Origin of the sequence: Clostridium tepidiprofundi DSM 19306 (genome assembly GCF_001594005.1) — a bacterium.
Taxonomy (GTDB): domain Bacteria; phylum Bacillota; class Clostridia; order Clostridiales; family Clostridiaceae; genus Clostridium_AC; species Clostridium_AC tepidiprofundi.
This window is the reverse complement of the sequence record NZ_LTBA01000007.1, coordinates 37,114-62,898: the sequence shown is the minus strand read 5'-3', so window position 1 is coordinate 62,898 and position 25,785 is coordinate 37,114. Positions and strand designations below refer to the sequence as shown.

Genomic DNA, 25,785 nt, shown 5'->3' with positions numbered 1-25,785 from the left:
ATCCCCCTCTCTTAATATTTGATATTTGATATTTAATATTTGATATTTAATATTTAATATTTGATATTTGATATTTGATATTTGATATTTGATATTTAGTATTTAATCTGATTATTTCTCATTTCTATGCTCCAATTGCATTCAGCTTGTGCATTACAGTTAAAACACATTCTTGATAATTTATCACTTTTATACAAAAGTTCACTTAATGAATTGTTAGGATTATTATTATTCCTATGATTTATTATAGCATCTACTATAATATCAATTTCATAATCATTAAATGAGCACTCTTTTAATATATTCTTTGCAATATTTGCACTAGCTATTTCATGAGGAACTCCCTCTTCATACTGTTGCCATTTTCCAATATCATGAAGAAGACCACATGCATATATTATTTCCTTATCAAATTTCAAATCATTTTCAAGCGATTTTATGTACATTATTCTAGAAACATCTAAAAAATGAACCAAATCATGATGACAAAACTTTCTATTTATTTCGTCATTAATATTTTTATTTAAATTCTTTAAATACTCCTTATGCTTTAATATTTGATTTACCCTGCTCATATCCTGATTCATAAAATATTACCCCTATATCATATTGCTGAGAATAAAAATTCATCATACAATTTCTTAACTTCATTAATGCAATTGCATGTTTTGATTTTAATATCATTTATGCTATTTACTTTCATAATACCTAAAAGGCTATTAGTTATAAAAACACCATCCGAATTTAAAAAATCATCAAGTCTATATTTACCTTCAACAATTTTATATCTGTTCATATTATTAATAATAAAATTTCTCACAACACCTTCAAGCAAACCACAGCTAGTATGTGGAGTATAAATCACATTATCTTTAATAAAAAAAATATTTGAAACACTTCCTTCAGATACAAAATTATCCGTATTCAAAAACAAAGCCTCATCATATCCTTTAGATTTTGCCCATTCTCTTTCGATTATATTGTCATAATAATTAAAGCTTTTAATATATGTCATATGAGAATATGGATTTCTTCTAACTTTACTCACCACAAGAGAAAATCCTCTTTCATAGTCTTCTTTTTTATATGGTATATCCCTATTTGAAAATATAGTATTATTCTCAGATACCATCAACTTTACTGCACAATTTTTGCAACCAAGAATACTTAATGCATCCATGAAACACTCTTCAGAAATAATTTTATCTATGTTTAACTTTGCAAGTCCCCTATTTAGCCTGTCTAAGTGTTCTTTTAATAAAATTGGCTTTTCTCTAATGTATACAGTTTCAAAAAGACCTCTTCCAAAATAAAATCCACTATCAAAGTTAATTATACCATCATTTTTAATTTTATCATTAATGATAATCATTAGCTAAGCGCCTCCATTAAAGCCTTTGCTTTATCTAGTGTTTCTTCATATTCTGAAATACTATTTGACTCCCAAGTTATTCCTCCACCAACACCAAAATAAGCTTTCCTCTCCTTCATGAGTATTGTTCTAATCACAATATTTAAATCCACACTCTCGTCAAACCCTATATACCCAATAGCACCTGTATAAACATTTCTTCTTATTCCTTCTAACTCTTCAATTATTTCCATAGAACGTATTTTAGGAGCTCCAGTTATAGAACCTCCTGGAAAACAAGCCTTAATACAATCAATACAGTTGTGTTCTTCTTTGATTTCACCTACTATTGTGGAAACTAAATGAAATACCGTGCTGTATTCTTCAAGCTTAAAAAGTTCAGTTGCTCTTACAGAATTAGGTATACATACTTTACTTAAATCATTTCTTTCAAGGTCTACAATCATTAAAAGTTCTGATTTATCTTTTTCACTATTTAGGAGTTCTTTCTTGTTGTTTTCATCTTCATAAACGTTATCCCCTCTAGGTCTTGTTCCTTTAATTGGTCTTGTTTCTACTATATCATTTCTAATACTTAGAAACCTTTCTGGTGAAGAAGATATTATTGTAAAATCATCACAGTTAATAAATGCAGCAAAAGGTGCTGGATTTATATATCGTAACTTTTTATATACTTCATATGGTTTCTTTTCTGTGTTACACCAAAAACGCTGTGTTAAATTTGTTATATAAACATCCCCTGTTCTAATGTATTCTCTGACCTTCTCAACTGATTTTATGTATTCTTCTTTAGTAAAATTAGAATTAAAAGCTTTTTTATAAATATCGATTTTTCTTTCATGTTTTTCTTTATCATATTCTACTTTTTTACCATGCTTAATTTTTTCTTCTATTTCGGCTATGCTTTCATATTTATCTTTTAGTATACCTAATGCTGTAATATAAGTTTCTTTCAATTGATTATCAAAAATAATAATGTTATCATAAAAATTATAGTAACAATGAGGAATAACAATATCTTCAAGTGCTGTATTAGGAATCACTTCAATTTCCCTTCCTAAATCATATGAGAAGTATCCTATTCCTCCACTTATAAATGGTAAATCAGTTTCATTTATTATTTTATAATTTTTCAATATATCTTTTAAACACTGAAAAACATCTTTTTCTTGAAACTGCCCATTAATCCAACATTTTTTCCCATAAGACTTAACATTCAAGAATGAATTAATTCCTATGAATGAATATCTTCCAAGTCCATCTCCATATTTTGCACTATCTAATATAGCAGAATTTTTCTCATTTTTAAATAAACTATATATATCAAATCCATCCAAATCGGTATTAACTTTATTTATGATTACTTCCATATTTCCACCTCAGTTTTTTATTAAATTCTTTGGCTTCATGAATAAAATTACTAAGCATTTCATGTCCATACTCTGTTAATACAGCTTCTGGATGAAATTGTACTCCTTCAATAAAGTATTCATTGTGTCTAATTCCCATAATAACACCATCATAAGTTTGTGATGTAATTTCTAAACAATATGGTAAATCGTTTTTATCAATCACCAATGAATGATATCTTGTTACTTTTAAAGGTGATTTTAACTTATTAAATACACCCTTTTTATTGTGATAAACATATGAAACCTTACCGTGTACAGGTTGATTTCCTTTAACAATTTTTGCTCCAAACGAGTATCCTATTGCTTGATGACCTAAACATATCCCTAAAATAGGTATTTTACCTTTAAATTGATTTATTACATCCAAACATATTCCTGATTCTTTAGGTGACTTAGGTCCAGGCGAAATAATTATACCCTCAGGTGCTAATTTAATTATTTGTTCAATTGTAATTTCATCATTCCTAAAAACGATTATGCTTTCATTCAATTCTTCAAAGTACCTTACAAGATTATACACAAAAGAATCATAATTATCTATCATTAAAAACATTTTTATCCCTCAATCTTTTATAAATTCATAATAACATTATACCAAAAAACTTATCTTACTCAATCTTTACTCTTGAAAATAGTATCAATACATATTAATATAAAAGTCATTTAAAAAAGCAGCGGGATTTCCCACTGCTTTTTTTATTATGCTTCTATTAAAAATGCTTTATATGCTCTATATGCTTCATAAATATCAGCTTTGCTTGCTATTTCCCATGGAGCATGCATGTTATGAAGAGCAACTCCAGAATCTATAACTTGCATTCCATATTGAGCAAGAATGTAAGCTATAGTTCCACCGCCTCCTTGGTCTACTTTACCAAGCTCAGCTGTCTGCCATGAAACATTGTGTTTTTCCATTATTGCTCTTAATTCAGCAATAAACTCTGGGTTAGCATCATTACATCCACCTTTTCCTCTAGCACCAGTATATTTATTAAACACTATACCCTTACCAAAGAATGCACTATTTCTCTTTTCCATAACAGATGGATAGTTTGGATCGAATGCAGCACTAACATCAGAAGAAAGCATTTTAGAATTTGCAAGTGCTCTCTTTAATTTTATGTCGCTGTAATCTCCCATTAGATTAATGATTTCTGCTACTGTATTCTCAAAGAATTTTGATTGCATACCTGTAGCACCTATGCTTCCAACTTCTTCCTTGTCCACTAATAAAGTTACACAAGTCTTATCTGTACTATTTAGTGTCATCATAGCCTCAAAAGATGTATATGAACATATTCTATCATCATGTCCGTAAGCCATTACCATTGAACCATCTAAACCATAGCTTCTAGCTCTTCCTGCAGGCACAACTTCTAATTCTGCTGAAACAAAATCTTCTTCAACTATACCATATTTGTCATTCATTAATTTTAAAATATTCTTCTTAACTCTCTCTTTTTCATCTTTATCTTCAATTGGCAAGCTTCCAAAACAAACATTTAAGCTTTCTCCTTCAATTCCCTTAGCTAATGTCTTCTGCATTTGGTCAGCTGAAAGGTGAATCAATAAGTCTGAAATTCCAACAACTGGTTCACTCTCATCTTCGCCAATAACTATATTAACAATAGAACCATCTTTCTTTACTACTACACCATGAATAGCAAGAGGAATTGTTACCCACTGATACTTCTTAACTCCACCATAATAATGAGTTTTTAATAATGCTAAATCAGAATCTTCGTAAAGAGGATTTTGCTTAAGGTCAAGTCTTGGAGAGTCAACATGAGCACCTAATATTTTTAGCCCTTTTTCAATTGGCTCAGAACCAATTAAGAATAAAGCTAAAGTTTTGCCCATACAATTAGCATAAATCTTATCTCCTGCTTTTACTCCTTTTCCTTCTGCAATAACACTATTGATATCTCTGTACCCAAACTTTTCAGCACGTTTAATAAATTCCGTTACACATTCCCTTTCAGTCTTACAAATTGACATAAAGTTTATGTACTCGTCTGATAAATCATAAACCTTTTTTAAATCTTCTTTGGAATATTTATCCCAAGCTAGTTCGTATTTCTTTTCAAAATTTGTTTTATTATTTTTCTTTTCTTCAGTCATATATTTAGACCTCCTAAAAGTATTCTCACAAACATTGTACTAGATTACAAGAAAAAATTCAATATACGAATATTTATTATATTTATAAAATACAAACTATAGCCATTTTTTCTTTTTAAATAAAATCACCAATGAAGATGCAATAAGACACATAACACCTATCATTATGTAGTAACCATACTTTAAATCACAAAATGGTATATTATCATAGTTCATACCATGCATACTAGTAATTAAATTCAATGGCAAAAAAATCGTGGCAATAAGCGTAAATATCTTCATCAACTCATTTGTCTTATTTGCAATTTCCGATTCAAATGCCTCTCTAACAAGCGCCAAATCTTGCACAAGTGCTTCAAGTGCCATCATTAATTTTTCTATTTTACTATTTATACTTTCGAAATAAACAATATTACACTGTTCTATTATAGAATTTTCATTACTTACTAATGCATCTCCAATGTATCTTAAAGGATTTAAATATTTTTTTATCTTATAAACCTGTCTCCTTAAAGTTATTAACTGATCTATTTGTTCATGTCTGGGATTTTTCAAAATATTTATTTCTATTTTATCTGCTTGATACTCTAATTTAGATATAACTTCGTAATTCCTAATTATTATTCTATCTAATAGATAATAGAGAACTATGCTAGGTTCAGGCTTACTTTTCAGTATAAAGCAATTTTGAGAATTTGAAATATCCTTCATTAATTCATTAAGCAAATCAATGTTCTCTTTATAAATTGTTAAAATATAATTCCTACATAGAAATATTTTTATATCACTAGCTTTAAGTACATTGTTTTCAAAATTGAGAACATTTAATGATAAAAACAAATAATCGTCAAAAAAATTTATACTTGATTGATGTTTTATTTTACTATCATAATCAGTTTTGGTATATTTTATTATTCCAATATTTTCTTGTATTTTTTTTAGTTCATCAGGTGTAGCAATAATCCAATAATTGCTCTTACCGATTTTAAAATCTGTATGAAAATAAAACTCATCCTTAATCATATCATATGCTTGCATTATTAACCACCAGCCAAAATAATTTATCAATTTGTAAAACCACACTCATATTATGTTTATAAGTAAACGAATATATTCAATTATTGTAACTCTATTATCAGTTATGTTAAAATTTTATAAAAAATTTTAGACTATTTTCGTCATTTACATATAATTCCAAATGGCTTTTTTCAACAGTTTGCGGCATGGAATTTTATTCCATTTCAAGAACTGCTATCGCTTTTTTGGTAAAATATGTTGTCATGTGTTATTTTATGTAATATAATAGCATAAAAAAAATTTAACATATAGATTTAATTTTGGTAGAATATAGACACAAAGTATTTTATTTTTTTATGAGAGAGGGATCCATTATGATTAAGGAGAGGGTAGTATTATTTTTACACAAAGAGATTTTAAATCTCAAAATTTTACTCAGCAAACAAATTCTTTATTTATTGCTAAGATTTAAAAAACCAACTGATAAAGTAGTAATTGCTGTTAGTCAAAAATTGGACAAGTATATAGTCCAATCTCAGTCAAAAAAATACTGTATGTATTTGAAAAAGAAAATTGCATAAGAAAAGCCAAAAAGCTACTGAATATTCAGTAGCTTTAATCTTCACCATAATATTAGCCCCAAAATGCCGTCTCCTTATATGCTCACGCCCGCCGTCCAAGCAGGTGGGTTTTTCTCATCTTACTTCTGTCTTCTCCCAAAATAATTAAAGCGGAGCATGACATAGGTAAAACTTTTGAAAATCCCGTAATCATTTTGTCGGTTGAGCATAATAAGTAACTCGAACACTTCAGAAACTATTACAAGAATTATTATATCATCTTTTAGCTAAAAATCAAATGAAAATTTTAACAAAAACATTTTCCTTCTCTAAATGCATATTCAAGTAATTTATAATTATGTTCAACATCTATAACATCAGTATTATTTGCATAAATTCTAGTTACTATTTCACAACCAATGGTATTGAAAAAATATTTGCAAATAAGCTCCATAGCAAAAAACATATCATTCCACTCAGCACCTGCTGTGAACAACAGTACACCCTTTTTTTTGCTAATTGATTTAATCTTAAATTTGTTTTTTTTATTCCAAATCATTTGGCTTCTATCTATTACTAGCTTTAATACTGATGGTATCATGCCAAAATACATGGGTGCAGCTATAATAATATTGTCGCTATTTTCTATTTTTCTATATATATCAATCATATCATCATCAATCAAACATCGCCCAACATTATCTTTGCAATACCCACAATCTACACATGGTTTAATGTTTAAATTATACAAATCTATAATATCGACATCTTTATTATATCCCTTTAAAAAACTATCAAGTAATTTTCCTGTATTTCTATCTTTGTGTGGAGAAGCGTATAAAACTAAAGTTTTCATATCATCACTCCTCTTTATCAATTCTACAAAACTCCCACCCATGTACTGCACTAAATTATTTCTACTAAATAGTCTTCCAATTCAACATCAATACCCTCACGATAAAATGCAACCATAAATGTATTCTCTTCTTGTTGTTCAGGACTTAAATCCAAAGCAATAAGCTGATATTCAGTATCCGTATCTTCTACACATTCTTCAATAATTTCTTCTACATTATCAATTGCAATATCACTTAAATATGGTAAATAAAAATCATAGTACCATTCTTCTGAATGCTTTTCTGTACATTCTTCATCTGCAAATGCTTCAGCCGATTCAATTTCGAATTTATCAAATACATAATCAAACTTTAGAATAACCAATTCATCACTTGATTTTAATTCTTTTACATCTTCCAAATCATTTTCTTCAATATAATTTATAATACTTTGTTTATCAATCATAATTACACTTCTACCTCCATATAGTTTTCATTAACTTTATCAATTCTACAAGGCCTCAATCCACCCAAAGTCCCTATGTTTTACTTTAGCAAAACGAGTTCACTAATCAAGCAATTTAGATTTTTTCCCTTTATAAAATACATATTCTAAGTGAAGTGCTCTTGTAAGTGCAACATATAGCAATTTTTTATCTAATTCATTATCAGCATAATTTTCATCATTACAATTGAAAATAACACTACAATCAAATTCCAATCCCTTTGTCAAATACGACGGTATTATTATTTTATCCATTTTAATTGTGTTATCATTATCTTTTACCAAATACCATTTTACATTACTATGCTTTTTTAAAATATCATATATTTTCTTGCATTCATTATATGTTTTCCCAATTACAGCTACACTATTCTTTCCTTCACTTTCCACTTCTTTAATAATATTATTTAGTTCTTTTGAAAATTCTATATCATTCTCATATTCTATTATATTTATCTCTTTACCATGTCTTAAAACCGGTAAAGCAGGTTTTATATAGTTTCGCTGCTTCTTTAAAATATTATTTGCAAAATCTATTATCTCAACAGTTGAACGATAACTTTGTGTTAATGGTACATAGTATGAATTACCACCATAAACAAATTTATCAAGTTGATTCCAATCACTTAATCCTTTATATGTATAAATTCCTTGTCCTAAATCTCCAACTATAGTCATAGAATTATTTTGAGATATTAAGTTGATTAACTGAAATTGAAAAATACTATAATCCTGTGCTTCATCTATAACAATATGCTTGTATTTCATCTTATCATCAATACCATCAATCTTAAATTTTAAATATGTCATTGCTACTAAATCATCAGAATCAACAATACCATTTTCTTTGTTTTTATTTATTTCATATACTAAAAATTCATATAATGAATCCGATATACTGCCATCTGTGAGCTTATCAAACACATCTTTATCTTTAAATATATCATAATACAATGAAATTGTATCTTTTAATAGCCAATCTTTAAAATATATATCTATTCTTTTTTTTGCATTCTTTTTTAAATTCTCTTTTTTGCTATCCCTTTCATCATACAGTGAAATAAGTATTTTTCTCCTTTCACTACCATCTTCCATATTGTTCTTGATTTCTGATACTTTCCTATCATAGAAGTTATCTATTTGTTCCATAACATCACTTAATTTATTTTTTATTTTACCTTTAAAGTACCTTTTTATTTCTTCTTTTCTTTTATTTATTGGAAGATGATTCATATCTCTCAAATACAATCTTTTAATCTCTTTTGATGAAAACAGTACAAATTCATCATACATCAAATCTTCAACCTTTGAATCATAGAATTCAATGTATTTTACGTATCTATCAATTACCGTCTTAAAAAACATACTTCCCTTAAGTTTACTACATTTAACACTCATATCATTTTCATCTAAATTATTTTCAAGTATTTCTGATAACTTTACATCTTTTGAATATATTTTCTGTTTAAACTTTAATATTTTCCTGCACATATCATCAAACGTTATTTGCTTAACTTCATCAGCTCCTAAATTCGGTAACACCTCTGATATGTAGTCCAAAAATAGTTTATTTGGTGCAATTACCAGTATATCCTCACCTGACAAAAAATTTTTGTACCTATAGAGTAGGTATGCCAATCTATGCAATGCAATAGTTGTTTTCCCTGAACCAGCAGATCCCTGAACAATGATGGGTTTATTCATGGTAGCTCTTATGATATCATTTTGTTCTTTTTGAATAGTAGCAACAACATCTTTCAATTTACTACTTATACTCTCTTCTAAAGTTATTTTTAAAAATTCATCAACAAGCTCATTTCCTTCTTCTAAAATGCCTGACTTAACAATTACTTCATTTATGCCCTCATCGAAAGCATCCTTAATCTCTCCATTTTTTATCAAGAACTTTCTTTTTAGTAATAATTCTCCTTCAACTGTACCGTTAGGAGCTTCATAAAAAACCTTTCCCTGTGTTCCACTATAATATAAATCAGCAACAGGAGCTCTCCAATCTACAACTTTTTCATCAAATGTATCCTCATCACCCAATCCAAATTTACCTATGTATAATGCTTCACATTCTCTTCTTTTTTCTTTAAAATCAATTCTTGCAAAATAAGGTGATTTCTCTGATTCTCTAAATTTATTTAAATTCTTTAACTCAAATTCTTGACGTGTCAATGCCAATTGCAGTTCTTGATTATATGTTCCTCTTGAACCTTTTTTTAATGATGATACTTTTTGTTCAATATACTTATATTTTTCATCTCTAATCTCTATTTGTTTGCGTATCCAAGACTTAGTATCTTCTAAATTATATTTTTCATAATCCATTTCTTTTTTATTTATAGACAAAAACATCATCCTTTCATAAAATTGACTTTATTATTGAAGTTAGTTGTAATATATACCATAGGCAGGTATTAAGGAGTGATTATATGTTAAAAATAGATGATAATCTATTTAATGAATTAAAGAAAAAAAATAGAAAAGTGCAGCCTTATATAAACTGCACTTATTCTTCTTCATCTTCAGAATATACTTCTTTAGTCCTATCTGTATACACTATACCATCTAAATGATCTATTTCATGACATAATGCTCTTGCCAAAAGTCCAGACGCTTTATATATTACTTTTTTTCCATCAATATTCTTGCCTATTACAGTAACCTTTTTAGGACGTTCAACAATACCATAGTACCCTGGATAACTAAGACATCCTTCACAATCTTTTTCTTTTCCCGATTGAGCAATTATTTTGGGATTTATTATTATTACGGGTTCATCACCCTGCCTTAAATCTATTAATATAACTCTTTTTAATATACCAATTTGTGGAGCTGCAAGTCCTATTCCTGTACCTGCATATAATGTATCTTTTAAATCTTGAATAATGCTTAACACATCATCATCAATAACATTAATTCTCTCGCATTGAGTATGTAACACCTTATCATCAAAAGTCAAAATATCTCTTACTGCCATTTTAATTACTTCCCTTCTATTTAAAAATACAACACAAAAACAGGTTGAAATTGCTTCGCAATTTCCTAAAAATAAGACTGCTAGTTACCAATTGGCTAGTTGCTAGTTAATGATGAAATCGTTATACGATTTCTTTAAACAAGACTACTAGTGACCAGTTAGTCAGTGGCTAGCTAATGTAATATTAAAAACATATATTACTTGAAAGTGTAAAGTATTCAAGTTCCAAATCTGCACTAGCCAACTAGCCCTCTAGCCCATTTGTTCCTCTCTTATTCCCTAGAACCTAATCCCCAGCACCTAGCACCTTGTTTTATCTCCTAGTCCCTAATTCTCTCCTAGAGGTATCCGTATTTGTATTCGTCCTTTACATATATTTCATATAATTTTAAGGCTTCACTCTCTGAAATCTTACCATCTTGAAGTTTTCTATATAACATATAGAGCTTTACATTTAAATCCTTGTCCTTAGTTGTCTTCATTTTATTATGTATAGTATCTTCTAGAGATTCAAATTTAATTTCGTCATTATCGTTATTGTCTAATAATTGGAGAATCTTGTCAACCTCTCCTTTTAATTCTTCATCAGCAACTCTAATTCTAATCTGCTGCAAACCCGACTTGATTTTCTTCAATAAATTGGAGTCCATTAAAACTTTTTCACCATTGTTCATATATTCGCCCCCTATCTTTATATATTTTATTTATTTAGTATATATTATATTATAACAAATTGTCAAAAGATGTTGAATAAAAAAATCGAAGCATAATGCTCCGATTTTTTTTATTTATTATAAGTATTAACTTTGTTGTTGTAAAGCCTGCTGTTCCATCATACTTTTTACCTTCATTAATCTTGCCAAAGAACCTCTTTCATTCTCATCAAGCTTCATTTTGATATACTTTATAGTCTCTTCAAGCTGTGGAATTGTCATGTATTCAAGTGCATTAACTCTTCTTCTAGTCTTTTCAATTTCATCAGCCATAAGTTGGCATGACTTTTCAACCTCTGCTAATTCAAGTAATTTTGGCAATATGTTGTACAATTTTTCAAGTGAAGTATCCAATTCAGCTGATGTATTTGCAAATCCATATGGATAAATGCTTCCCTCTTCTCCATCTAACTTTCTTCTAAAATTCATTACAGGAACATTTACACTCATTACATTTTTTTTCTCAATATCAACAGATATACTTTCCTTTGGATACATTATTGCTTCCTCTAAAAACTCTGATGACATCAATGCACGCGCCATAACAAAATCCTTAAAAGCACTTGAAAGCTCCTCTTCTACGCTTTTTCTTATTTTATTATTATACTTTACGAGATCAATAAATCTTCTCATGAGCTCATCTTGCTTATCTTTTAGCAATTTATGACCACGTGTAGCAGTTACCAATCTTTTTTTAAGCTTGGTGAGCTCCATTCTGGTGGGATTAACATTAAGTCTTGCCACCTTTACTCACCCTCTCTTTTAGGCATATATTTTTCTAAGTACTCATCTCTAATTCTCTTAAGCTCTGACTTAGGAAGAATAGTTAGAAGCTTCCATCCTAAATTTAATGTTTCTTCTATACTTCTATTAGTATCAAATCCTTGTGCAACATACTCTTTTTCAAAAGCATCTGCAAATTTTGCGTATAACTTATCTGTATCAGAAAGTGCAGATTCACCAAGTATAACAGCTAATTCTTTAGCCTGCTTTCCTTGTGCATAAGCCGCAAAAAGCTGATTCATAGTATCTGCATGGTCTTCCCTAGTCTTTCCTTTACCAATTCCCTTATCTTTAAGTCTTGATAATGAAGGAAGAACATCTATAGGAGGCATAATACCTTTCTTATATAATTCTCTTGATAAAATTATCTGTCCCTCTGTTATATATCCTGTAAGGTCAGGTATTGGATGTGTTTTATCATCTTCAGGCATTGTAAGTATTGGTATCTGAGTAATTGATCCTTCCAATCCTTTTATTCTACCAGCTCTTTCGTATAATGTAGAAAGGTCAGTATATAAATATCCTGGATATCCTCTTCTACCTGGAACCTCTTTTCTTGCTGCTGATACTTCACGTAAAGCTTCACAATAATTTGTTATATCAGTCATAATAACAAGTACATGCATACCTTTTTCATATGCAAGATATTCAGCAGTAGTTAAAGCCATTCTTGGAGTAGCTATTCTCTCAATTGCAGGGTCATTTGCAAGATTAATGAATAGAACAGCTCTATCAATAGCTCCTGTTTTAGTAAAGTCATCTATAAAAAACTGAGCTTCTTCAAAAGTTATACCTATAGCAGCAAACACAACTGCAAATTTAGAATCAGAATTTAAAACCCTTGCCTGCCTTGCAATCTGTGCTGCAAGCTCAGCATGTGGAAGACCTGAACCCGAGAAAACAGGCAATTTCTGTCCTCTAACAAGTGTATTAAGACCATCAATTGGTGATATACCAGTTTGAATAAATTCTGATGGATAATCTCTAGCAACAGGATTTATTGGCTCACCATTTATATCTAATTTTTTATCAGGAATTATCTTAGGTCCACCATCTTTTGGTCTTCCCAATCCATCAAATACCCTACCGAGCATATCTTCGGATACGCCTAGTTCAAGCGGCTTACCAGTAAATTTTACTTTACTTCCTTTAAGATTTATACCAGCTGAACCTTCGAAAAGCTGAATCATGGCTTTATCACCATTTATCTCTAGTACTCTACCACGTCTCTTTTCTCCAGTTTGTATTTCTATTTCAACAAGCTCATCATATTTTACATTTTCAACCTGATCAACAAGCATCAAAGGTCCTACTACTTCTTTGACTGTTCTATATTCCTTAAGCATTTGCAACACCTTCTTCTGTAATTATTTTATCAATTACATCCTGTAATTCACTCATAATTCCATCAATCTTATCGATTTCACCTTCTGCTATATATTTAGCCCTAGCTATTTTATCTCTAATTTCAAGTTTTAATAATTTATCAAGGTAAACCCCTGCTGCAAGTGCTTTGTTTGATAGGTTGTAAAAACTTAATATAAGTTTAAGCATTTTATGTTGTTTATCCAATGAAGCATAAGTATCAACTTCATGGAAAGCATTTTGCTGCAAATAATCTTCTCTTAATGATTTTGCAACTTCAAGCTTTAATCTATCCTTTTCAGATAATGCATCTATACCAACTAATCTAACTATTTCTTCTAATTTTGATTCTTCTTGTAGAAGAGACATTGCTTCAGTTCTTAAAGCACTCCAATCCGCTGCAACATTTTTATCCATCCATCTACCTATTTTATCCAGATATAATGAATATGAATTTAACCAGTTTATAGATGGAAAATGTCTTCTGTAAGCCAACTGAGCATCTAATCCCCAGAATACCTTTACAATTCTCAATGTTGCCTGTGTAACTGGTTCAGATAAATCTCCTCCTGGAGGTGATACAGCACCTATGAATGTTAATGCACCTTCTCTATCATCACTTCCAGAACAAATTACTTTACCTGCTCTTTCATAAATATCAGCAGCTCTTGAACCAAGATATGCTGGATATCCTTCGTCACCTGGCATTTCTTCTAATCTTCCTGACATCTCTCTTAATGCCTCTGCCCAACGTGATGTTGAATCTGCCATCATAGCAACAGAATATCCCATATCCCTAAAATATTCTCCTATTGTAAGTCCAGTATATATTGATGCTTCTCTCGCAGCAACAGGCATATTTGATGTATTAGCAATCAATACCGTTCTTTTCATCAAAGATTCTCCTGTTTTAGGGTCTTTCAATTCAGGAAATTCATTAAGAACGTCTGTCATCTCATTACCACGCTCACCACAACCAACATAAACAACTATCTGAGCATCTCCCCATTTAGCAAGCTGGTGTTGTACAACTGTTTTACCACTACCAAATGGTCCTGGTACACAAGCAGTACCACCCTTTGTTACTGGGAAAAATGTATCAATTACTCTCTGTCCAGTTACCATCGGCTCTTCTGGATTTAACTTTCTTACATATGGTCTTCCTTTTCTTACTGGCCATTTTTGCATCAATGTAACATTCTTAATACCATCTTTAGTTTCTATTTCAGCTACTGTCTCAACTACTGTAAAATCCCCTTCTTTAACCGATTTTACAGTTCCCTCAATACCGTATGGTATCATAATCTTGTGATTAATTACTGAAGTCTCCTGTACAGAACCAATTATGTATCCTGGCTCTACTTTATCTCCAACCTTAACTTCGGGAACAAAGTGCCATTTCTTATTTCTATCTAATGATGCAACGCTTACACCCTTTGTTAAGAAATTCCCTACTTTATCCATTATAGCATTTAGAGGTCTTTGAATACCGTCGAACATAGCTTCTAATAACCCTGGTCCTAATTCAACACTCAAAGGCTCTCCTGTTGATTCTACTGGATCCCCAGGACCTATGCCAGCTGTTTCCTCATAAACCTGAATAGAAGCCCTGTCGCCTCTCATTTCGATAATTTCACCTATAAGGCCTTTTTCTCCAACTTTTACAACGTCATATATGTTAGCTTCATCCATATCACTTGCAACAACTAATGGACCTGAAACTTTTATAACCTTACCGATTTTCAAGTTCTCCTACCTACCTTTCTATAAAATATTTACGCCCACTGCTTTTTCTACATTTTCACTTATTTTCTTCATACCTATATTAAGTGAGCCTTGATTACTTGGTATAAGAATAACGGCAGGAAGCATCATTTTATTATACCTTTCTATTGTTTCCTCAATATTCTGTGCAACCTGTTCTGTAACAAAAATAACAGCATAATTATTATAGGCAAGTTTGTCAACAACTTTTCTCGCTTCTTCTGCTTCAACTACTGGATAAACATCTATACCAATTGCCTTAAAAGCAAGAACCGAATCCTTATCTCCTACAACCCCTATCTTATACATAAACATCACGCAGCCTTCCTCTGATAACATCAGGTTTCACATTGTTCAACTTTCCAACCATAATAATCCTGATAATCTTTATCTCAGTTTCTTTTGCTAAAACGTATGCCATAAGAGGTTCTACTCCAAAACTAACATATTTTGCTTCCCTAATAAACTTCATAATAAAATCATCAAAAAGCTTTTCAAAAGCATTAAGACTTCCCGAACTATTGAATTTTTCAAGACCCTCTCTTAAAATATCAAAATAGTCCGTATGCGAAATTCTATTCATGAAATTCTCATTAGAATCATTATAATAATCTCTAAAGATATCAAGATCAATTTTACCGCCATTAATTAGCACTTCATTTAAAAACTCTTTTTCTTTTTTCTGATTTTTAACCCTTAAAAATGTTTTAATATTGGTAATATCAATCATTTTCTGTATATACTCTATCATAAAAGTATCATCCAGCTTATGTGCTAACTTTAACATCTTCTTATATAGGTATCTATCAACATAAATGTCTATTTTTTGAGGGTCATGTTCCAATTCATAAGAAGCCAATGACTTCTCTATTGCTTCCCTCATATCATTATTCAAATCAACATAATTCTCAGTATATATACTGTTCTTTAAAATATCAACATCAGTCGTACCTACTGGAATAAGAAGATAATCATAATCTTTATTTAATATTTTTGCCTTAATTAAAACCTTAATATTATGATAATCGTATCTTAAGCTTAAAATATCCACAATCAATTTCTCAGGCGAAATTTCATACATAAGGGAATATACTCTTTTCAGTTCTTCACTCAATAAAATTTCATAATCCTCTACTCTCTTTACACTTCCCATAAACTCACCATACTCAGTTTCCTGAAGTACTTTCATGGCTTCGTCTGCAGTAGAGCTCTCAATCATTCTATTAATTTTAGTACTATCCAAGAGTCTATTTTCCATCGCTCTTATTCTGGATACCGCCTGAGCATAAATAGTTTTATCCATTTAGGTTTCCACCTTTCCAAACTTAATTATCCAAACAAAGCTGAACAAAGCCATTTTACTCAAACAATACCGCTAAAATATCGCCTTCGATATCTTCTCTTATCGAATTCATCAAGTCTTCAAAAGTATAATTGAGTTCAATTCCTTTTTTCGCTAATATAAATCCGTCTTTGATATCTCTTGTTTCAACACTCAAATCAACATTAGAAACCTTTCCAGTTTCCTTTAACGAGTTGTTTATATCATTCATAAGCTCATCATTGAATTTTGATTTGTACTTTTCATTAACAATGATTTTTTCATTACCATCAACATCAGAAGACATCACTGACGTCTTAACAAATTTAGAGAACATATCGCAAGGCAAATTCCTTAGTTGCTCTAATGCAATTTCAAAAACCCTATCCATAACTTCTTGCTTAGCTTGAAGTTTATTATTTCTCACTTGCAATTTTGCATTCGATATTACTCTTTCTTTCCTTGTTTGTGCTTCAATCTTTGCTTTAGCTAAAATTTCATCTTTTTCTGCTTCAGCTTTTTCTTTTTCAATATTTATCATTTTACTCTTTTTATCTTGAGCAATACTAACAATTGAATCTGCTTCCCTTTGAGCATCTTCTATAATCTTATTTACTAAACTTTCAATATTAGCCATATGCTTCACCCTTACTTTTCCTTATTTAATAAATGTAATCATCAAAATTGAAGCAACAAATCCTAATAATGCATATGTTTCAACCATTACCGCTAATATAATACCTTTTGTTGAATGTTCAGGTTTTTTAGCTAGTATCTGAATTCCTGCAGCTGCTGTTTTACCTTGTGAAATAGCTGATCTCCATCCTGCAATAGCTATTGGAAGTGAAGCCATGAATATAAGGAAACCTTGAGTTAAATCTACAGTAACATTTCCACCAAAAATATTAATCTTTATCAATATAATCAAAGTTATAACGAAACCGTATAATCCCTGTGTACCTGGAAGTAATTCTAATATAAGTGCTTTACCAAATTTTTCTGGATCTTCTGTAACTACTCCAGCAGCAGCCTGACCTACTATACCAATACCTCTAGCTGAACCAATACCAGCTAATCCTGTTGCAAGTGCAGCACCTAGTAATGCTAAAATAAATCCTCCATTATTTGCTCTTAAAAACTCTATAAATGTCATAATTTCATTCCTCCACTCTTAATAAATTTTATATTTATCTTTCATTTTTAATATTTATAAACTTTTCATCTGGCTTAAAAGGACTAAACTTCTTGCCTCCGCCTTCATAAAATTTACCGAAAAACTCTAAATACTGAAGTCTAGAAGTATGAACATAAGCACCTAATGCATTTATACCTATGTTAAATACATGTAAAAATGTAAACATAACAACAGCTAATATCAATCCAATTATAAACAATATAGGATTTCCACTTTTAATCATTCCCTTTGTTGCTAGATTGACCATCAAATTAAATGCTGTTGCAATAAATCCAGTTGCAAGTCCTAACGCTAGCAATCTCGAATAAGAAACCAAATCTCCAACATATGAAGTTATACCATACAAGCCATATACTCCTCCACCAATCTTTCCACCGATTGAATCTGCTTCTCTTCCTTGTGTAAGCAATAATCCAATCAATCCGGCTATAGTCAGTACCTTTCCTAGTATAGGTGGAACTCCTGGAAGCATTGACTTACCAACTAATAGTATAAGACCTGTAACAGCAACATACCATGTTACAACATCGTACACTATATCCATATACTTTTTGTTTTTTGCCAATACATATGCCTTCATTCCAAGTCCAATATAGATATGAATCAATCCAAAAACAACTGACATACCCAACACAGTCATCAAATCATTTTTAGGATCTATTAGCGGATTATTGAAATACTTAATGTTTAATCCAAATCCACTACCCAACGCATCTCCGAAAAAACCTCCATATATGAAGCCCCAAAACACAGTTGACAATCCTAAATAACAAAATAACTTTAAGAAGTTTCTCTTTGCTTTATCAAGTTTAAAAACTTTTAACGCTATCAAAGTACCAACTGTTAATACCAATCCATATCCAGCATCTGATAACATCATTCCAAAGAACAAAACATAAAAAATTGATAGCACTGGTGTTGGATCAACTTCCCTGTAACTTGGCAAACTATACATCTCTGTTATACCATGGAATGGCTCAGTAAATGCATTACCTCTAAGTTCAATAGGTACATTTTCCTCATCTTCGGCATCTTTAAAATCTATATAATAATATTCGCCGCATACTTTTTCTACACTTTCCTCGAGCAACACACTGTTTTCAGCACTTACCCAGCCCTGCAAAACAATAATCTTTTCACTCTTTAAAAAGTTCTCACATGCCTTAGCCTTAATAACCTGATTATTAAAATATTCATAAACAAGTTGTAAATCTTCTAATCTGTTCTTATATTCTTTTATGCTTTCAACTACTTCCTTTTGCTCTTTTTCATTCTGCTTTATTCTCTCGGTGAGTCTCTCAATTATCTCATTCGGTCTTCCTTTATAGTTAAAATCAACTTTTGAAAAACCATTGGATTTTATTATTTCTTCAGCTTGCTCATGCATTTTGGCATAATACACAATCAAAATATTGGAATCATTCTTTTCCTCACTTATTACTTCCAAATAAGAATACGGAACACCACTTGAAAGCTCTTCCCTAAGAGAATCTACTCTTGATGTAGGAATTGTTCCTATATAACCTTTACATAACTTCATTCTATCTAGTTCTTCAAAGCTTGAATCAAAACTACTCCATGGTGTTAAGCTCTGTATCTCTGACTCCAATTTTGTCTTTTCATTTTTTAGAGTCGTAAGCATATTGTCTTTATTTTTTAACTCATCATAAACTTCAGTCCAATTTGTTCTTTTAGCTTTGTATTGAAGTTCTTTAAAAGTTAATGCCTTTTTACCCTTCTTTAATGCCTCAATAGCTGACTCCTTTTCTATGTAATCGTCTAAAATATTAATACAAAACTTAACCTTTGATAATTCTGTTTCAAACTCAGAAGCCTTCTTACTTTCTGAATCAGCTTGCAAAAAAGACAATTCATCATTATCAATTTCATTTTGCAAGTTGATAAACTGAACCCCTTCAAATTCTTGAAGAGATTGCAAAAGTTCTTCCTTCCTGTCACGAAACAAAAACAAACTAAATTTGTTCATTTTAACTATTGCCATTTCTATTCACAACCTTATCGATTATTAAATTAACAGCTTTATCAACTTTGTCCTTGTTGATATTAATTATTTTCTTTACTTCATCATCCCCCTCTTCTAATATTGGTTTTGCAATCTTTTCTCCTTCAGAAACTGCTGAATCAATCAATTTGGATGCCTGTTGTTTAGCATGTTCTATTACTTTTTGATACTCTTGCTTTGCTAAATCTTCTGCTTCCTTCAAAATTTCTTTGCTTTTGAAATTGGCATCTTCAATAATTTTTTTTGCCTTTTCTTCAGCAGAATTAATTTCCTTAATTGCCTCAATAGCCAATTTATCACCACCTTCTAAGATAAAATAAATAGTATATAATATGATATCCAATACTTATTAATACATAGGATGTATTATTTAATATAGTATCGGATACAATATGATTATAGTCCCTTTGTGATTTATTTGCAAGTTTTTATTAAAATTAAACCAAAATTAATAATTTGTTAAAATATACGCGTTAAATCTACAATCTTAGCCAATTCATAAAATTTATCATCATTATTTTTATCGAACAATATGTAAAAATCCTTTAAAATTATTTCTCTATTCTTTAAATAATTTGAAATGTCAATATTAAATTTTTCAATATGAAAATTATCCATATTAAATTCAGTACCGGAATTCCTTATTAACTTTTTTATTTCTTTCATAACATTTTTATCCGAATTTCTATTTAAAAATTCAGGTACCCATTTTTTCTTATTATGCAGCAAATAATCAAACTTGATTATTTCTTTAAGTGCATTACTCTCTTCACCAATTACGGCTTCATTAAAGTCAATAAAAACTCTATAGTATTCTGTCGAGGATAAACTCCTATCAAAATATCCTCTATACTCAAAGTACTCTGAAAGTTTTCTATAAAACTCAAAAGGTGAATCAAACTTCTCTTCAAAGTACGAAATTATATTGTTGAATTTCTGCGTATTATAATATTTATCAACCATCTTCTCCACTCTTTTTAGTATTACTAATTCATTGTAAGTTATGTGCTTAGTTTTTAAAATTTCATAAGGTGGATATGGTGAAAAACTCATTCCCCATTTTTTTGCTTCATTTCTCATTGGAGAACCTTTAAGCAATTTAAGGAATCCCAATTGAATTTCTTCTGGTTTTATTCTGTAAATATCATTAAAAGATTTTACAAATGAGTTAAAATTCTCTCCAGGTAATCCAGCTATAAGATCCAAATGCTGCTTAATATTGTTCAACTTTTTAATTTCTACAACCTTCTCTGATATATCATCAAAGTCAACCTTCCTGTTAATATTTGATAATACTTCATTGTTGGTAGTTTGAACTCCAACTTCAAATTGAAACCTTCCGTATGGTGCTTTTGACAAAAGCTCAATCTCCTCTTTTTTAAACAAATTTGCTGAAATTTCAAAATGAAACTTAGTTTGTGTATCTTGTTCTATCAAGAATTTCCATATTTCCATAGCAAATTTAATGTTAGCATTAAAAGTCCTATCAACAAATTTTATTAATTTAACATTTTTATCCATAAGAAACTTTAATTCTTTCTTGACAGTTTCAATATCTCTAAATCTTACATTTCTTATAGTTGAAGATAAACAATACTTGCAGTTGAATGGACACCCTCTCGATGCTTCATAATACACTATTTTATTTTGTAAATCATCCTCTTCATCATATGGAAAAACAACATTATTCATATCGATGTTTTCTCTAGGACCAGTATATTTTACATCATTACTTGTTTTAAAATATAGCCCCTTTATTTTCTTTAAACCCTCTTCAATTATATTCACATCAACCACATTTATATTATTAGTTTGAAAATTCTTGTACTCATTAATTTTAAATTCTATAAGTTCTCTAAAAGTTAGTTCTCCTTCCCCTTCAATAACATATTCGCCATCATTTTCTTTTAAAAATGAGTATCCATCATAGCTTACTTCTGGTCCTCCAAATACTATCTCAATATCTTTATCTATAATTTTTATCAATTTCGAAAGCTTCACAACATATTCTATATTCCATATATAACAAGAAAAAGCTACAATATTTGGTTTATGGTGTATAATCTTTCTTAAAATATTTTCTATTCTGTCATTTATGGTAAATTCCAAAATTGCACAATCATAATCTAAATCCTTCGTAAATGCTTTTAAATATCTTACTGCCAAATTCGAATGAATATATTGCGAATTTATTGCTGCTAATAATACTTTCATTAGTTTTCTTCCTTTCACTAAAGGGTTAAAATCGCTACGCAATTTCTTTAAAATAAGAGTGCCAGTTGGCTAGTTTGCTAGTTACCAGCTAATGATAAAATTGTTACGCAATTTTGAATAAAAAATAGTTGCTAATTTATAGAATTTAGTATTCAAGTTTATAAATCTGCACTAGTAGTCTAGTACTCTAGCACCCTAGCAAACTTAATTTAACCTAGCACCTGGTACCTAAATCCGATACTGGTTACCAAGTTACAAATTTGTGTTAGAAACTAGAGATTGGAGACTGGAAACTAAACCAAAGTCGCTAATCACTAATCTCCAATCGCCAAAGCAGATTGTAACTTAGTTAGAAATTTAAAGTCTAGTACCTTGTTTCTCCTCCTAGTACCTAAATTCCTCTTAACGATCATTGTTCATATAAAACAGTTTATCACAAATACCACACTTATCAAGTCAAACATTACCAATTAGAAGCACATAATAGTTCATTTAACATTTTCATTATAAAATTTAATCAAAAATCCCGCTGTTGAACCCTGTGCTAGTTTAATAATTTCGGATGCAACGCTATTATATCGATTATATTTATCTGTTATATGAGAATTCTTGCGGTATATATTGTAAGCTTTTCTTGAATTTATAATTATATAATCTTTTATATCATCGTACTCAACAATATTGCTCAATTCTCCAAAAGAATTTTTATTTATGACTTCATCTATTATCCATAATTCAAATTGTCTATGTTCACTCAGTAGTTTGTTATTAACATGTTGAGGAACAGTTGAATCCTGAACCAAGTGACACGCTGCTCCAATATAAAACATACTTTTTTCAATATTATTTTGATTATAGTAATCAACTGCCTTGTTATAATAATCACAGCATTCTGACAAAGCATTAGAAAATCCAAATAGACCACTCCTTTTATTGTAATGGAAGAAATGGTTAATACTTTTAAAATCTTGATCTGCCCATACTGCACCTTCATTAAGAAATATTATATATTTAGAATAAAATTTGTATTCATCTAAATAATTTTCTTTATGCAATATTCGCAAAGCCTGTCTATTTAAAAACTTATGCACAAGGCAGTATGTCTTAATAAGCCTTTTTTTGATTGGATTTATAATTTTTAAAGCACCCTTTAGAGTAATTCCATAAGTTTTTTCAATCTTCCTAATCATAAATATCACTTTCCTTTAAAAATTTCATTTTCTTTCCACGGTTATTATTATGAATTAATCACATAATAATTATGTAGTTAATTATGTAAATAAATGTTACTCACCACTATTATTCATTCGTCAGAAAATTATCAATTATTGAAAATATGAATTTTGTATGCTATTATAAAGTCAATATTCATATTGGGAAAGGGGAGTTATATATGCAAAAAAAACGTGAGAACTGGGGTTCCAAAATAGGCCTTATACTTGCTATGGCTGGAAATGCAATAGGGCTTGGTAACTTTTGGAGATTCCCATATCAAGCTGCAAAAAACGGTGGTGGAGCCTTCATGGTGCCATACATTCTTGCACTTATAGTAATTGGTATCCCTCTCATGCTTGTAGAATGGATGATGGGTAGACTTGGCGGAAAACACGGTCATGGTACAATAGGATACATGATATACATACAAGCAAGAGACAAAATCAAACCCAGAAAAGCACTCATTATAGGTTCTATTTCAGGTATGCTCGTAATAGCGGTTACTCTTCTAGTTAACTCCTATTATAATCATATCATAGGTTGGACGCTAGGATATAGTATTTTATCTATAACAGGAGGATATGCTGATAAATCCATTTCAACTGGTCAATTTTTTGTAAACTATATTCAAAATCCAGCATATGTATTTACATTTTGGATTGTAACATTGGCATTCTTGGCATTTGCAGTAACAAGAGGTATACAAAAAGGAATTGAAGCATGGGCAAAATTGATGATGCCTGTACTGTACATTTTCGGAATTATAATGATTTTTAAAGCATTAACAATAGGTTCTCCAGCAAAACCTGATTGGTCAGCTATTAAAGGATTAAACTATTTATGGGAGCCTAGATGGTCGGATTTAAATTTTAAAGCTACATTAGCTGCTGCTGGTCAAATATTCTTTACATTATCACTTGGAATGGGAATTATTCAAAACTATGCATCATTCTTAAAGAAGGATGACGATATAGTTAATTCAGCATTAGCTACAGTATCACTTAATGAATTTGCAGAAGTAATACTTGGCGGAAGCATAGCTATTCCTATAACATATGCGTTTATGGGCGTTAAAGGACTTGGTGCTGGTGTTGGTTTAGCATTTATTTCATTACCTAATATTTTTAGAGTTATAGGTGGCGGAAGAATATTTGGTACTCTTTGGTTCTTGTTATTATTCTTCGCAGGATTTACATCAGCCATAGCAATGTATAACTATCTTGTAACTGTTTTAGAAGAAGGAGTAGGTATAGCAAAGAAAACTGCTTCAATTTTGGTTTTCTTCGGATATATTATCGTCGGACTTCCAGTATGCTTAGAACCTATTATAACTCATACTGCAGATTTAGCTTATTTAACAGAATTAGATAATTGGGTTGGAAGTTACTTGCTAGTCATTATGGGATTGATTGAAATAATAGTTACTGGATGGCTTATGAAAGAGAATCCTATTGATGAAATGAATGAAGGTTCTTATTGGAAAGCTCCTAAATGGATATATACTATAATGATTAGATGGATAACTCCACTTGTAATAATAACAATACTTATAGGTTCTACAATAGACTACGTTAAGGACGGTTATTTCAGATTAATTCCTGGTTTCGTCACAAAAACACCCGTATTAATACCATGGGTAGAAGGTGCCAGAATAGTTCTATTAATAGTATTTATACTTGGATTCATAGGAACTTACTTAGGAATCAAGAAGAGTTATAAACAAGAGATTGAACAAAACAGAGTTATTGTTAAAATGTAGGAGGTGTGATTATGAGTTCTACAGGATTGACTTTTATGTTATCTATGTGGGGGTTGATATTGGTTTCAATTGGAATAACTCTAAATTCCATAATCAAACATCAAGGAGAAAATAACCATTAATATGAGCGTAAAAAGTGAAGCCTTAATTGCAAGGAAAATATCATTTTACTTTACCATTTTATGTGCTCTGTTTTTGGCTCTATCTCCCCAGTTTTTAGGATTTGTTTTACCACTATTGTTTATTATACCTATATTTATGGGACTGTTCGGAATTAAACACAGAAAGAAAAGTGGATATCTGATTGCCTTAGGCATAGTACCTATTGCATTTGCTATTTCAACAGTATGGATAAAATATTTCATCAGTATAAGAGGAAATTTTAATACTGAATTAACTAGAATAAGTAGTCACTACAGTATTTCTGTATCAACTGCTCAAACTTTAACACTTTTCTTTGTTGCTTTGAGTTTTGTGATGTTATTTGTATCAATAGTGGTATTTGCAAAATTACTCAAATATAAAAGTATTTTTAGATAGTTAAAAGATTGCCACCTAGTATGGGCGGCAATCTTTTTTTTATCAATTTATAAAGCCCTCGAATTCTATAATTGGAATATTGAA

25 protein-coding genes and 1 other RNA gene are annotated in these 25,785 nt (G+C 30.2%); 3 read left to right on the top strand and 23 right to left on the bottom strand.

The window, feature by feature from the left end; translation table 11 throughout:
* Nucleotides 1-95: 95 nt before the first annotated feature.
* The 6 genes from CLTEP_RS05040 to CLTEP_RS05015 form a co-directional block, all read right to left on the bottom strand.
* Nucleotides 96-587 carry an HD domain-containing protein gene (locus tag CLTEP_RS05040; RefSeq protein WP_242863869.1) on the bottom strand — a complete coding sequence of 164 codons (492 nt, stop codon included), beginning with the start codon at nt 585-587 and terminating at the stop codon, nt 96-98.
* Nucleotides 588-604: 17 nt separating this feature from the next.
* Nucleotides 605-1,372, bottom strand: coding sequence for an aminotransferase class IV (locus CLTEP_RS05035; RefSeq protein WP_066823535.1), 768 nt, complete (start codon nt 1,370-1,372; stop codon nt 605-607).
* A complete protein-coding gene (gene pabB, locus CLTEP_RS05030) occupies nt 1,372-2,742 on the bottom strand; it encodes an aminodeoxychorismate synthase component I (protein WP_066823531.1) in 1,371 nt (456 codons plus the stop codon). Before pabB ends, CLTEP_RS05035 begins: the two co-directional genes overlap by 1 nt.
* Nucleotides 2,723-3,337, bottom strand: a complete 615-nt coding sequence (locus CLTEP_RS05025; RefSeq protein WP_066823524.1) for an anthranilate synthase component II — start codon at nt 3,335-3,337, stop codon at nt 2,723-2,725. Before CLTEP_RS05025 ends, pabB begins: the two co-directional genes overlap by 20 nt.
* 146 nt (nt 3,338-3,483) lie before the next feature.
* The gene (locus CLTEP_RS05020) at nt 3,484-4,905 is read right to left on the bottom strand and encodes an aminopeptidase (protein ID WP_066823522.1); all 1,422 of its coding nucleotides are present in this window, start codon (nt 4,903-4,905) and stop codon (nt 3,484-3,486) included.
* A 96-nt stretch (nt 4,906-5,001) separates the two neighbouring features.
* Nucleotides 5,002-5,943 (bottom strand): magnesium transporter CorA family protein, encoded by a 942-nt coding sequence (locus CLTEP_RS05015; RefSeq protein WP_066823520.1) that lies wholly within the window; start codon nt 5,941-5,943, stop codon nt 5,002-5,004.
* 353 nt (nt 5,944-6,296) lie between these two features.
* Here CLTEP_RS05015 and CLTEP_RS05010 point away from each other — a divergent pair, with 353 nt between their 5' ends.
* Nucleotides 6,297-6,503 carry a Spo0E family sporulation regulatory protein-aspartic acid phosphatase gene (locus CLTEP_RS05010; RefSeq protein WP_066823517.1) on the top strand — a complete coding sequence of 69 codons (207 nt, stop codon included), beginning with the start codon at nt 6,297-6,299 and terminating at the stop codon, nt 6,501-6,503.
* 51 nt (nt 6,504-6,554) lie between these two features.
* Here the strand turns inward: CLTEP_RS05010 and ssrS are convergent.
* The 17 genes from ssrS to CLTEP_RS04925 form a co-directional block, all read right to left on the bottom strand.
* Nucleotides 6,555-6,741, bottom strand: a non-coding RNA gene (gene ssrS, locus CLTEP_RS05005) — 6S RNA.
* Between the two features lie 48 nt (nt 6,742-6,789).
* Nucleotides 6,790-7,338 carry a flavodoxin family protein gene (locus tag CLTEP_RS05000; protein ID WP_066823639.1) on the bottom strand — a complete coding sequence of 183 codons (549 nt, stop codon included), beginning with the start codon at nt 7,336-7,338 and terminating at the stop codon, nt 6,790-6,792.
* A gap of 50 nt (nt 7,339-7,388) precedes the next feature.
* Complete coding sequence (locus CLTEP_RS04995; RefSeq protein WP_066823514.1) at nt 7,389-7,784, bottom strand: hypothetical protein; 396 nt, start codon at nt 7,782-7,784, stop codon at nt 7,389-7,391.
* Nucleotides 7,785-7,886: 102 nt separating this feature from the next.
* The gene (gene helD / locus CLTEP_RS04990) at nt 7,887-10,184 is read right to left on the bottom strand and encodes an RNA polymerase recycling motor HelD (RefSeq protein WP_201786590.1); all 2,298 of its coding nucleotides are present in this window, start codon (nt 10,182-10,184) and stop codon (nt 7,887-7,889) included.
* 154 nt (nt 10,185-10,338) lie between these two features.
* Complete coding sequence (gene def, locus CLTEP_RS04985) at nt 10,339-10,809, bottom strand: peptide deformylase (RefSeq protein WP_066823508.1); 471 nt, start codon at nt 10,807-10,809, stop codon at nt 10,339-10,341.
* A 338-nt stretch (nt 10,810-11,147) separates the two neighbouring features.
* Nucleotides 11,148-11,483 carry a hypothetical protein gene (locus CLTEP_RS04980; RefSeq protein ID WP_066823505.1) on the bottom strand — a complete coding sequence of 112 codons (336 nt, stop codon included), beginning with the start codon at nt 11,481-11,483 and terminating at the stop codon, nt 11,148-11,150.
* Nucleotides 11,484-11,609: 126 nt separating this feature from the next.
* Entirely contained in the window at nt 11,610-12,266 is a 657-nt protein-coding gene (locus CLTEP_RS04975) for a V-type ATP synthase subunit D (protein WP_066823503.1), read from the bottom strand.
* 2 nt (nt 12,267-12,268) lie between these two features.
* Entirely contained in the window at nt 12,269-13,651 is a 1,383-nt protein-coding gene (locus CLTEP_RS04970) for a V-type ATP synthase subunit B (protein ID WP_066823500.1), read from the bottom strand.
* The gene (locus CLTEP_RS04965) at nt 13,644-15,416 is read right to left on the bottom strand and encodes a V-type ATP synthase subunit A (protein ID WP_066823497.1); all 1,773 of its coding nucleotides are present in this window, start codon (nt 15,414-15,416) and stop codon (nt 13,644-13,646) included. The genes CLTEP_RS04970 and CLTEP_RS04965 overlap by 8 nt, the downstream gene beginning before the upstream one ends.
* An 18-nt stretch (nt 15,417-15,434) precedes the next feature.
* Complete coding sequence (locus CLTEP_RS04960) at nt 15,435-15,743, bottom strand: V-type ATP synthase subunit F (protein WP_066823636.1); 309 nt, start codon at nt 15,741-15,743, stop codon at nt 15,435-15,437.
* Nucleotides 15,736-16,737 (bottom strand): V-type ATP synthase subunit C, encoded by a 1,002-nt coding sequence (locus CLTEP_RS04955; protein WP_066823494.1) that lies wholly within the window; start codon nt 16,735-16,737, stop codon nt 15,736-15,738. The genes CLTEP_RS04960 and CLTEP_RS04955 overlap by 8 nt, the downstream gene beginning before the upstream one ends.
* 55 nt (nt 16,738-16,792) lie before the next feature.
* Nucleotides 16,793-17,392, bottom strand: coding sequence for a V-type ATP synthase subunit E (locus CLTEP_RS04950; protein ID WP_066823491.1), 600 nt, complete (start codon nt 17,390-17,392; stop codon nt 16,793-16,795).
* A 21-nt stretch (nt 17,393-17,413) separates the two neighbouring features.
* Complete coding sequence (locus CLTEP_RS04945; RefSeq protein WP_066823488.1) at nt 17,414-17,908, bottom strand: V-type ATP synthase subunit K; 495 nt, start codon at nt 17,906-17,908, stop codon at nt 17,414-17,416.
* A 34-nt stretch (nt 17,909-17,942) separates the two neighbouring features.
* Nucleotides 17,943-19,952, bottom strand: coding sequence for a V-type ATP synthase subunit I (locus tag CLTEP_RS04940; RefSeq protein WP_066823485.1), 2,010 nt, complete (start codon nt 19,950-19,952; stop codon nt 17,943-17,945).
* Nucleotides 19,939-20,265 carry an ATPase gene (locus CLTEP_RS04935; RefSeq protein WP_066823483.1) on the bottom strand — a complete coding sequence of 109 codons (327 nt, stop codon included), beginning with the start codon at nt 20,263-20,265 and terminating at the stop codon, nt 19,939-19,941. The genes CLTEP_RS04940 and CLTEP_RS04935 overlap by 14 nt, the downstream gene beginning before the upstream one ends.
* A 167-nt stretch (nt 20,266-20,432) precedes the next feature.
* Nucleotides 20,433-22,187, bottom strand: a complete 1,755-nt coding sequence (locus CLTEP_RS04930; protein ID WP_066823480.1) for a B12-binding domain-containing radical SAM protein — start codon at nt 22,185-22,187, stop codon at nt 20,433-20,435.
* Nucleotides 22,188-22,675: 488 nt separating this feature from the next.
* Nucleotides 22,676-23,377 (bottom strand): zinc dependent phospholipase C family protein, encoded by a 702-nt coding sequence (locus CLTEP_RS04925; protein ID WP_066823477.1) that lies wholly within the window; start codon nt 23,375-23,377, stop codon nt 22,676-22,678.
* 203 nt (nt 23,378-23,580) lie between these two features.
* Here CLTEP_RS04925 and CLTEP_RS04920 point away from each other — a divergent pair, with 203 nt between their 5' ends.
* Nucleotides 23,581-25,161, top strand: a complete 1,581-nt coding sequence (locus CLTEP_RS04920; protein ID WP_066823474.1) for a sodium:neurotransmitter symporter family protein — start codon at nt 23,581-23,583, stop codon at nt 25,159-25,161.
* Between the two features lie 123 nt (nt 25,162-25,284).
* Complete coding sequence (locus CLTEP_RS04915; protein WP_066823471.1) at nt 25,285-25,701, top strand: hypothetical protein; 417 nt, start codon at nt 25,285-25,287, stop codon at nt 25,699-25,701.
* Nucleotides 25,702-25,785: the final 84 nt, after the last annotated feature.

Coding starts and splice junctions, on each gene's coding strand:
- CLTEP_RS04945 (WP_066823488.1), bottom strand. CDS start 17,908: ATGACATTTATAGAGTTTTTAAGAGCAAATAATGGAGGATTTATTTTA.
- CLTEP_RS04940 (WP_066823485.1), bottom strand. CDS start 19,952: ATGGCAATAGTTAAAATGAACAAATTTAGTTTGTTTTTGTTTCGTGAC.
- CLTEP_RS04920 (WP_066823474.1), top strand. CDS start 23,581: ATGCAAAAAAAACGTGAGAACTGGGGTTCCAAAATAGGCCTTATACTT.
- CLTEP_RS05035 (WP_066823535.1), bottom strand. CDS start 1,372: ATGATTATCATTAATGATAAAATTAAAAATGATGGTATAATTAACTTT.
- CLTEP_RS05010 (WP_066823517.1), top strand. CDS start 6,297: ATGATTAAGGAGAGGGTAGTATTATTTTTACACAAAGAGATTTTAAAT.
- CLTEP_RS04915 (WP_066823471.1), top strand. CDS start 25,285: ATGAGCGTAAAAAGTGAAGCCTTAATTGCAAGGAAAATATCATTTTAC.
- CLTEP_RS04950 (WP_066823491.1), bottom strand. CDS start 17,392: ATGGCTAATATTGAAAGTTTAGTAAATAAGATTATAGAAGATGCTCAA.
- CLTEP_RS04995 (WP_066823514.1), bottom strand. CDS start 7,784: ATGATTGATAAACAAAGTATTATAAATTATATTGAAGAAAATGATTTG.
- CLTEP_RS04980 (WP_066823505.1), bottom strand. CDS start 11,483: ATGAACAATGGTGAAAAAGTTTTAATGGACTCCAATTTATTGAAGAAA.
- CLTEP_RS04960 (WP_066823636.1), bottom strand. CDS start 15,743: ATGTATAAGATAGGGGTTGTAGGAGATAAGGATTCGGTTCTTGCTTTT.
- CLTEP_RS05025 (WP_066823524.1), bottom strand. CDS start 3,337: ATGTTTTTAATGATAGATAATTATGATTCTTTTGTGTATAATCTTGTA.
- CLTEP_RS05040 (WP_242863869.1), bottom strand. CDS start 587: ATGAATCAGGATATGAGCAGGGTAAATCAAATATTAAAGCATAAGGAG.
- CLTEP_RS04955 (WP_066823494.1), bottom strand. CDS start 16,737: ATGGATAAAACTATTTATGCTCAGGCGGTATCCAGAATAAGAGCGATG.
- pabB (WP_066823531.1), bottom strand. CDS start 2,742: ATGGAAGTAATCATAAATAAAGTTAATACCGATTTGGATGGATTTGAT.
- def (WP_066823508.1), bottom strand. CDS start 10,809: ATGGCAGTAAGAGATATTTTGACTTTTGATGATAAGGTGTTACATACT.
- CLTEP_RS05020 (WP_066823522.1), bottom strand. CDS start 4,905: ATGACTGAAGAAAAGAAAAATAATAAAACAAATTTTGAAAAGAAATAC.
- helD (WP_201786590.1), bottom strand. CDS start 10,184: ATGTTTTTGTCTATAAATAAAAAAGAAATGGATTATGAAAAATATAAT.
- CLTEP_RS04970 (WP_066823500.1), bottom strand. CDS start 13,651: ATGCTTAAGGAATATAGAACAGTCAAAGAAGTAGTAGGACCTTTGATG.
- CLTEP_RS04930 (WP_066823480.1), bottom strand. CDS start 22,187: ATGAAAGTATTATTAGCAGCAATAAATTCGCAATATATTCATTCGAAT.
- CLTEP_RS05000 (WP_066823639.1), bottom strand. CDS start 7,338: ATGAAAACTTTAGTTTTATACGCTTCTCCACACAAAGATAGAAATACA.
- CLTEP_RS05015 (WP_066823520.1), bottom strand. CDS start 5,943: ATGCAAGCATATGATATGATTAAGGATGAGTTTTATTTTCATACAGAT.
- CLTEP_RS04925 (WP_066823477.1), bottom strand. CDS start 23,377: ATGATTAGGAAGATTGAAAAAACTTATGGAATTACTCTAAAGGGTGCT.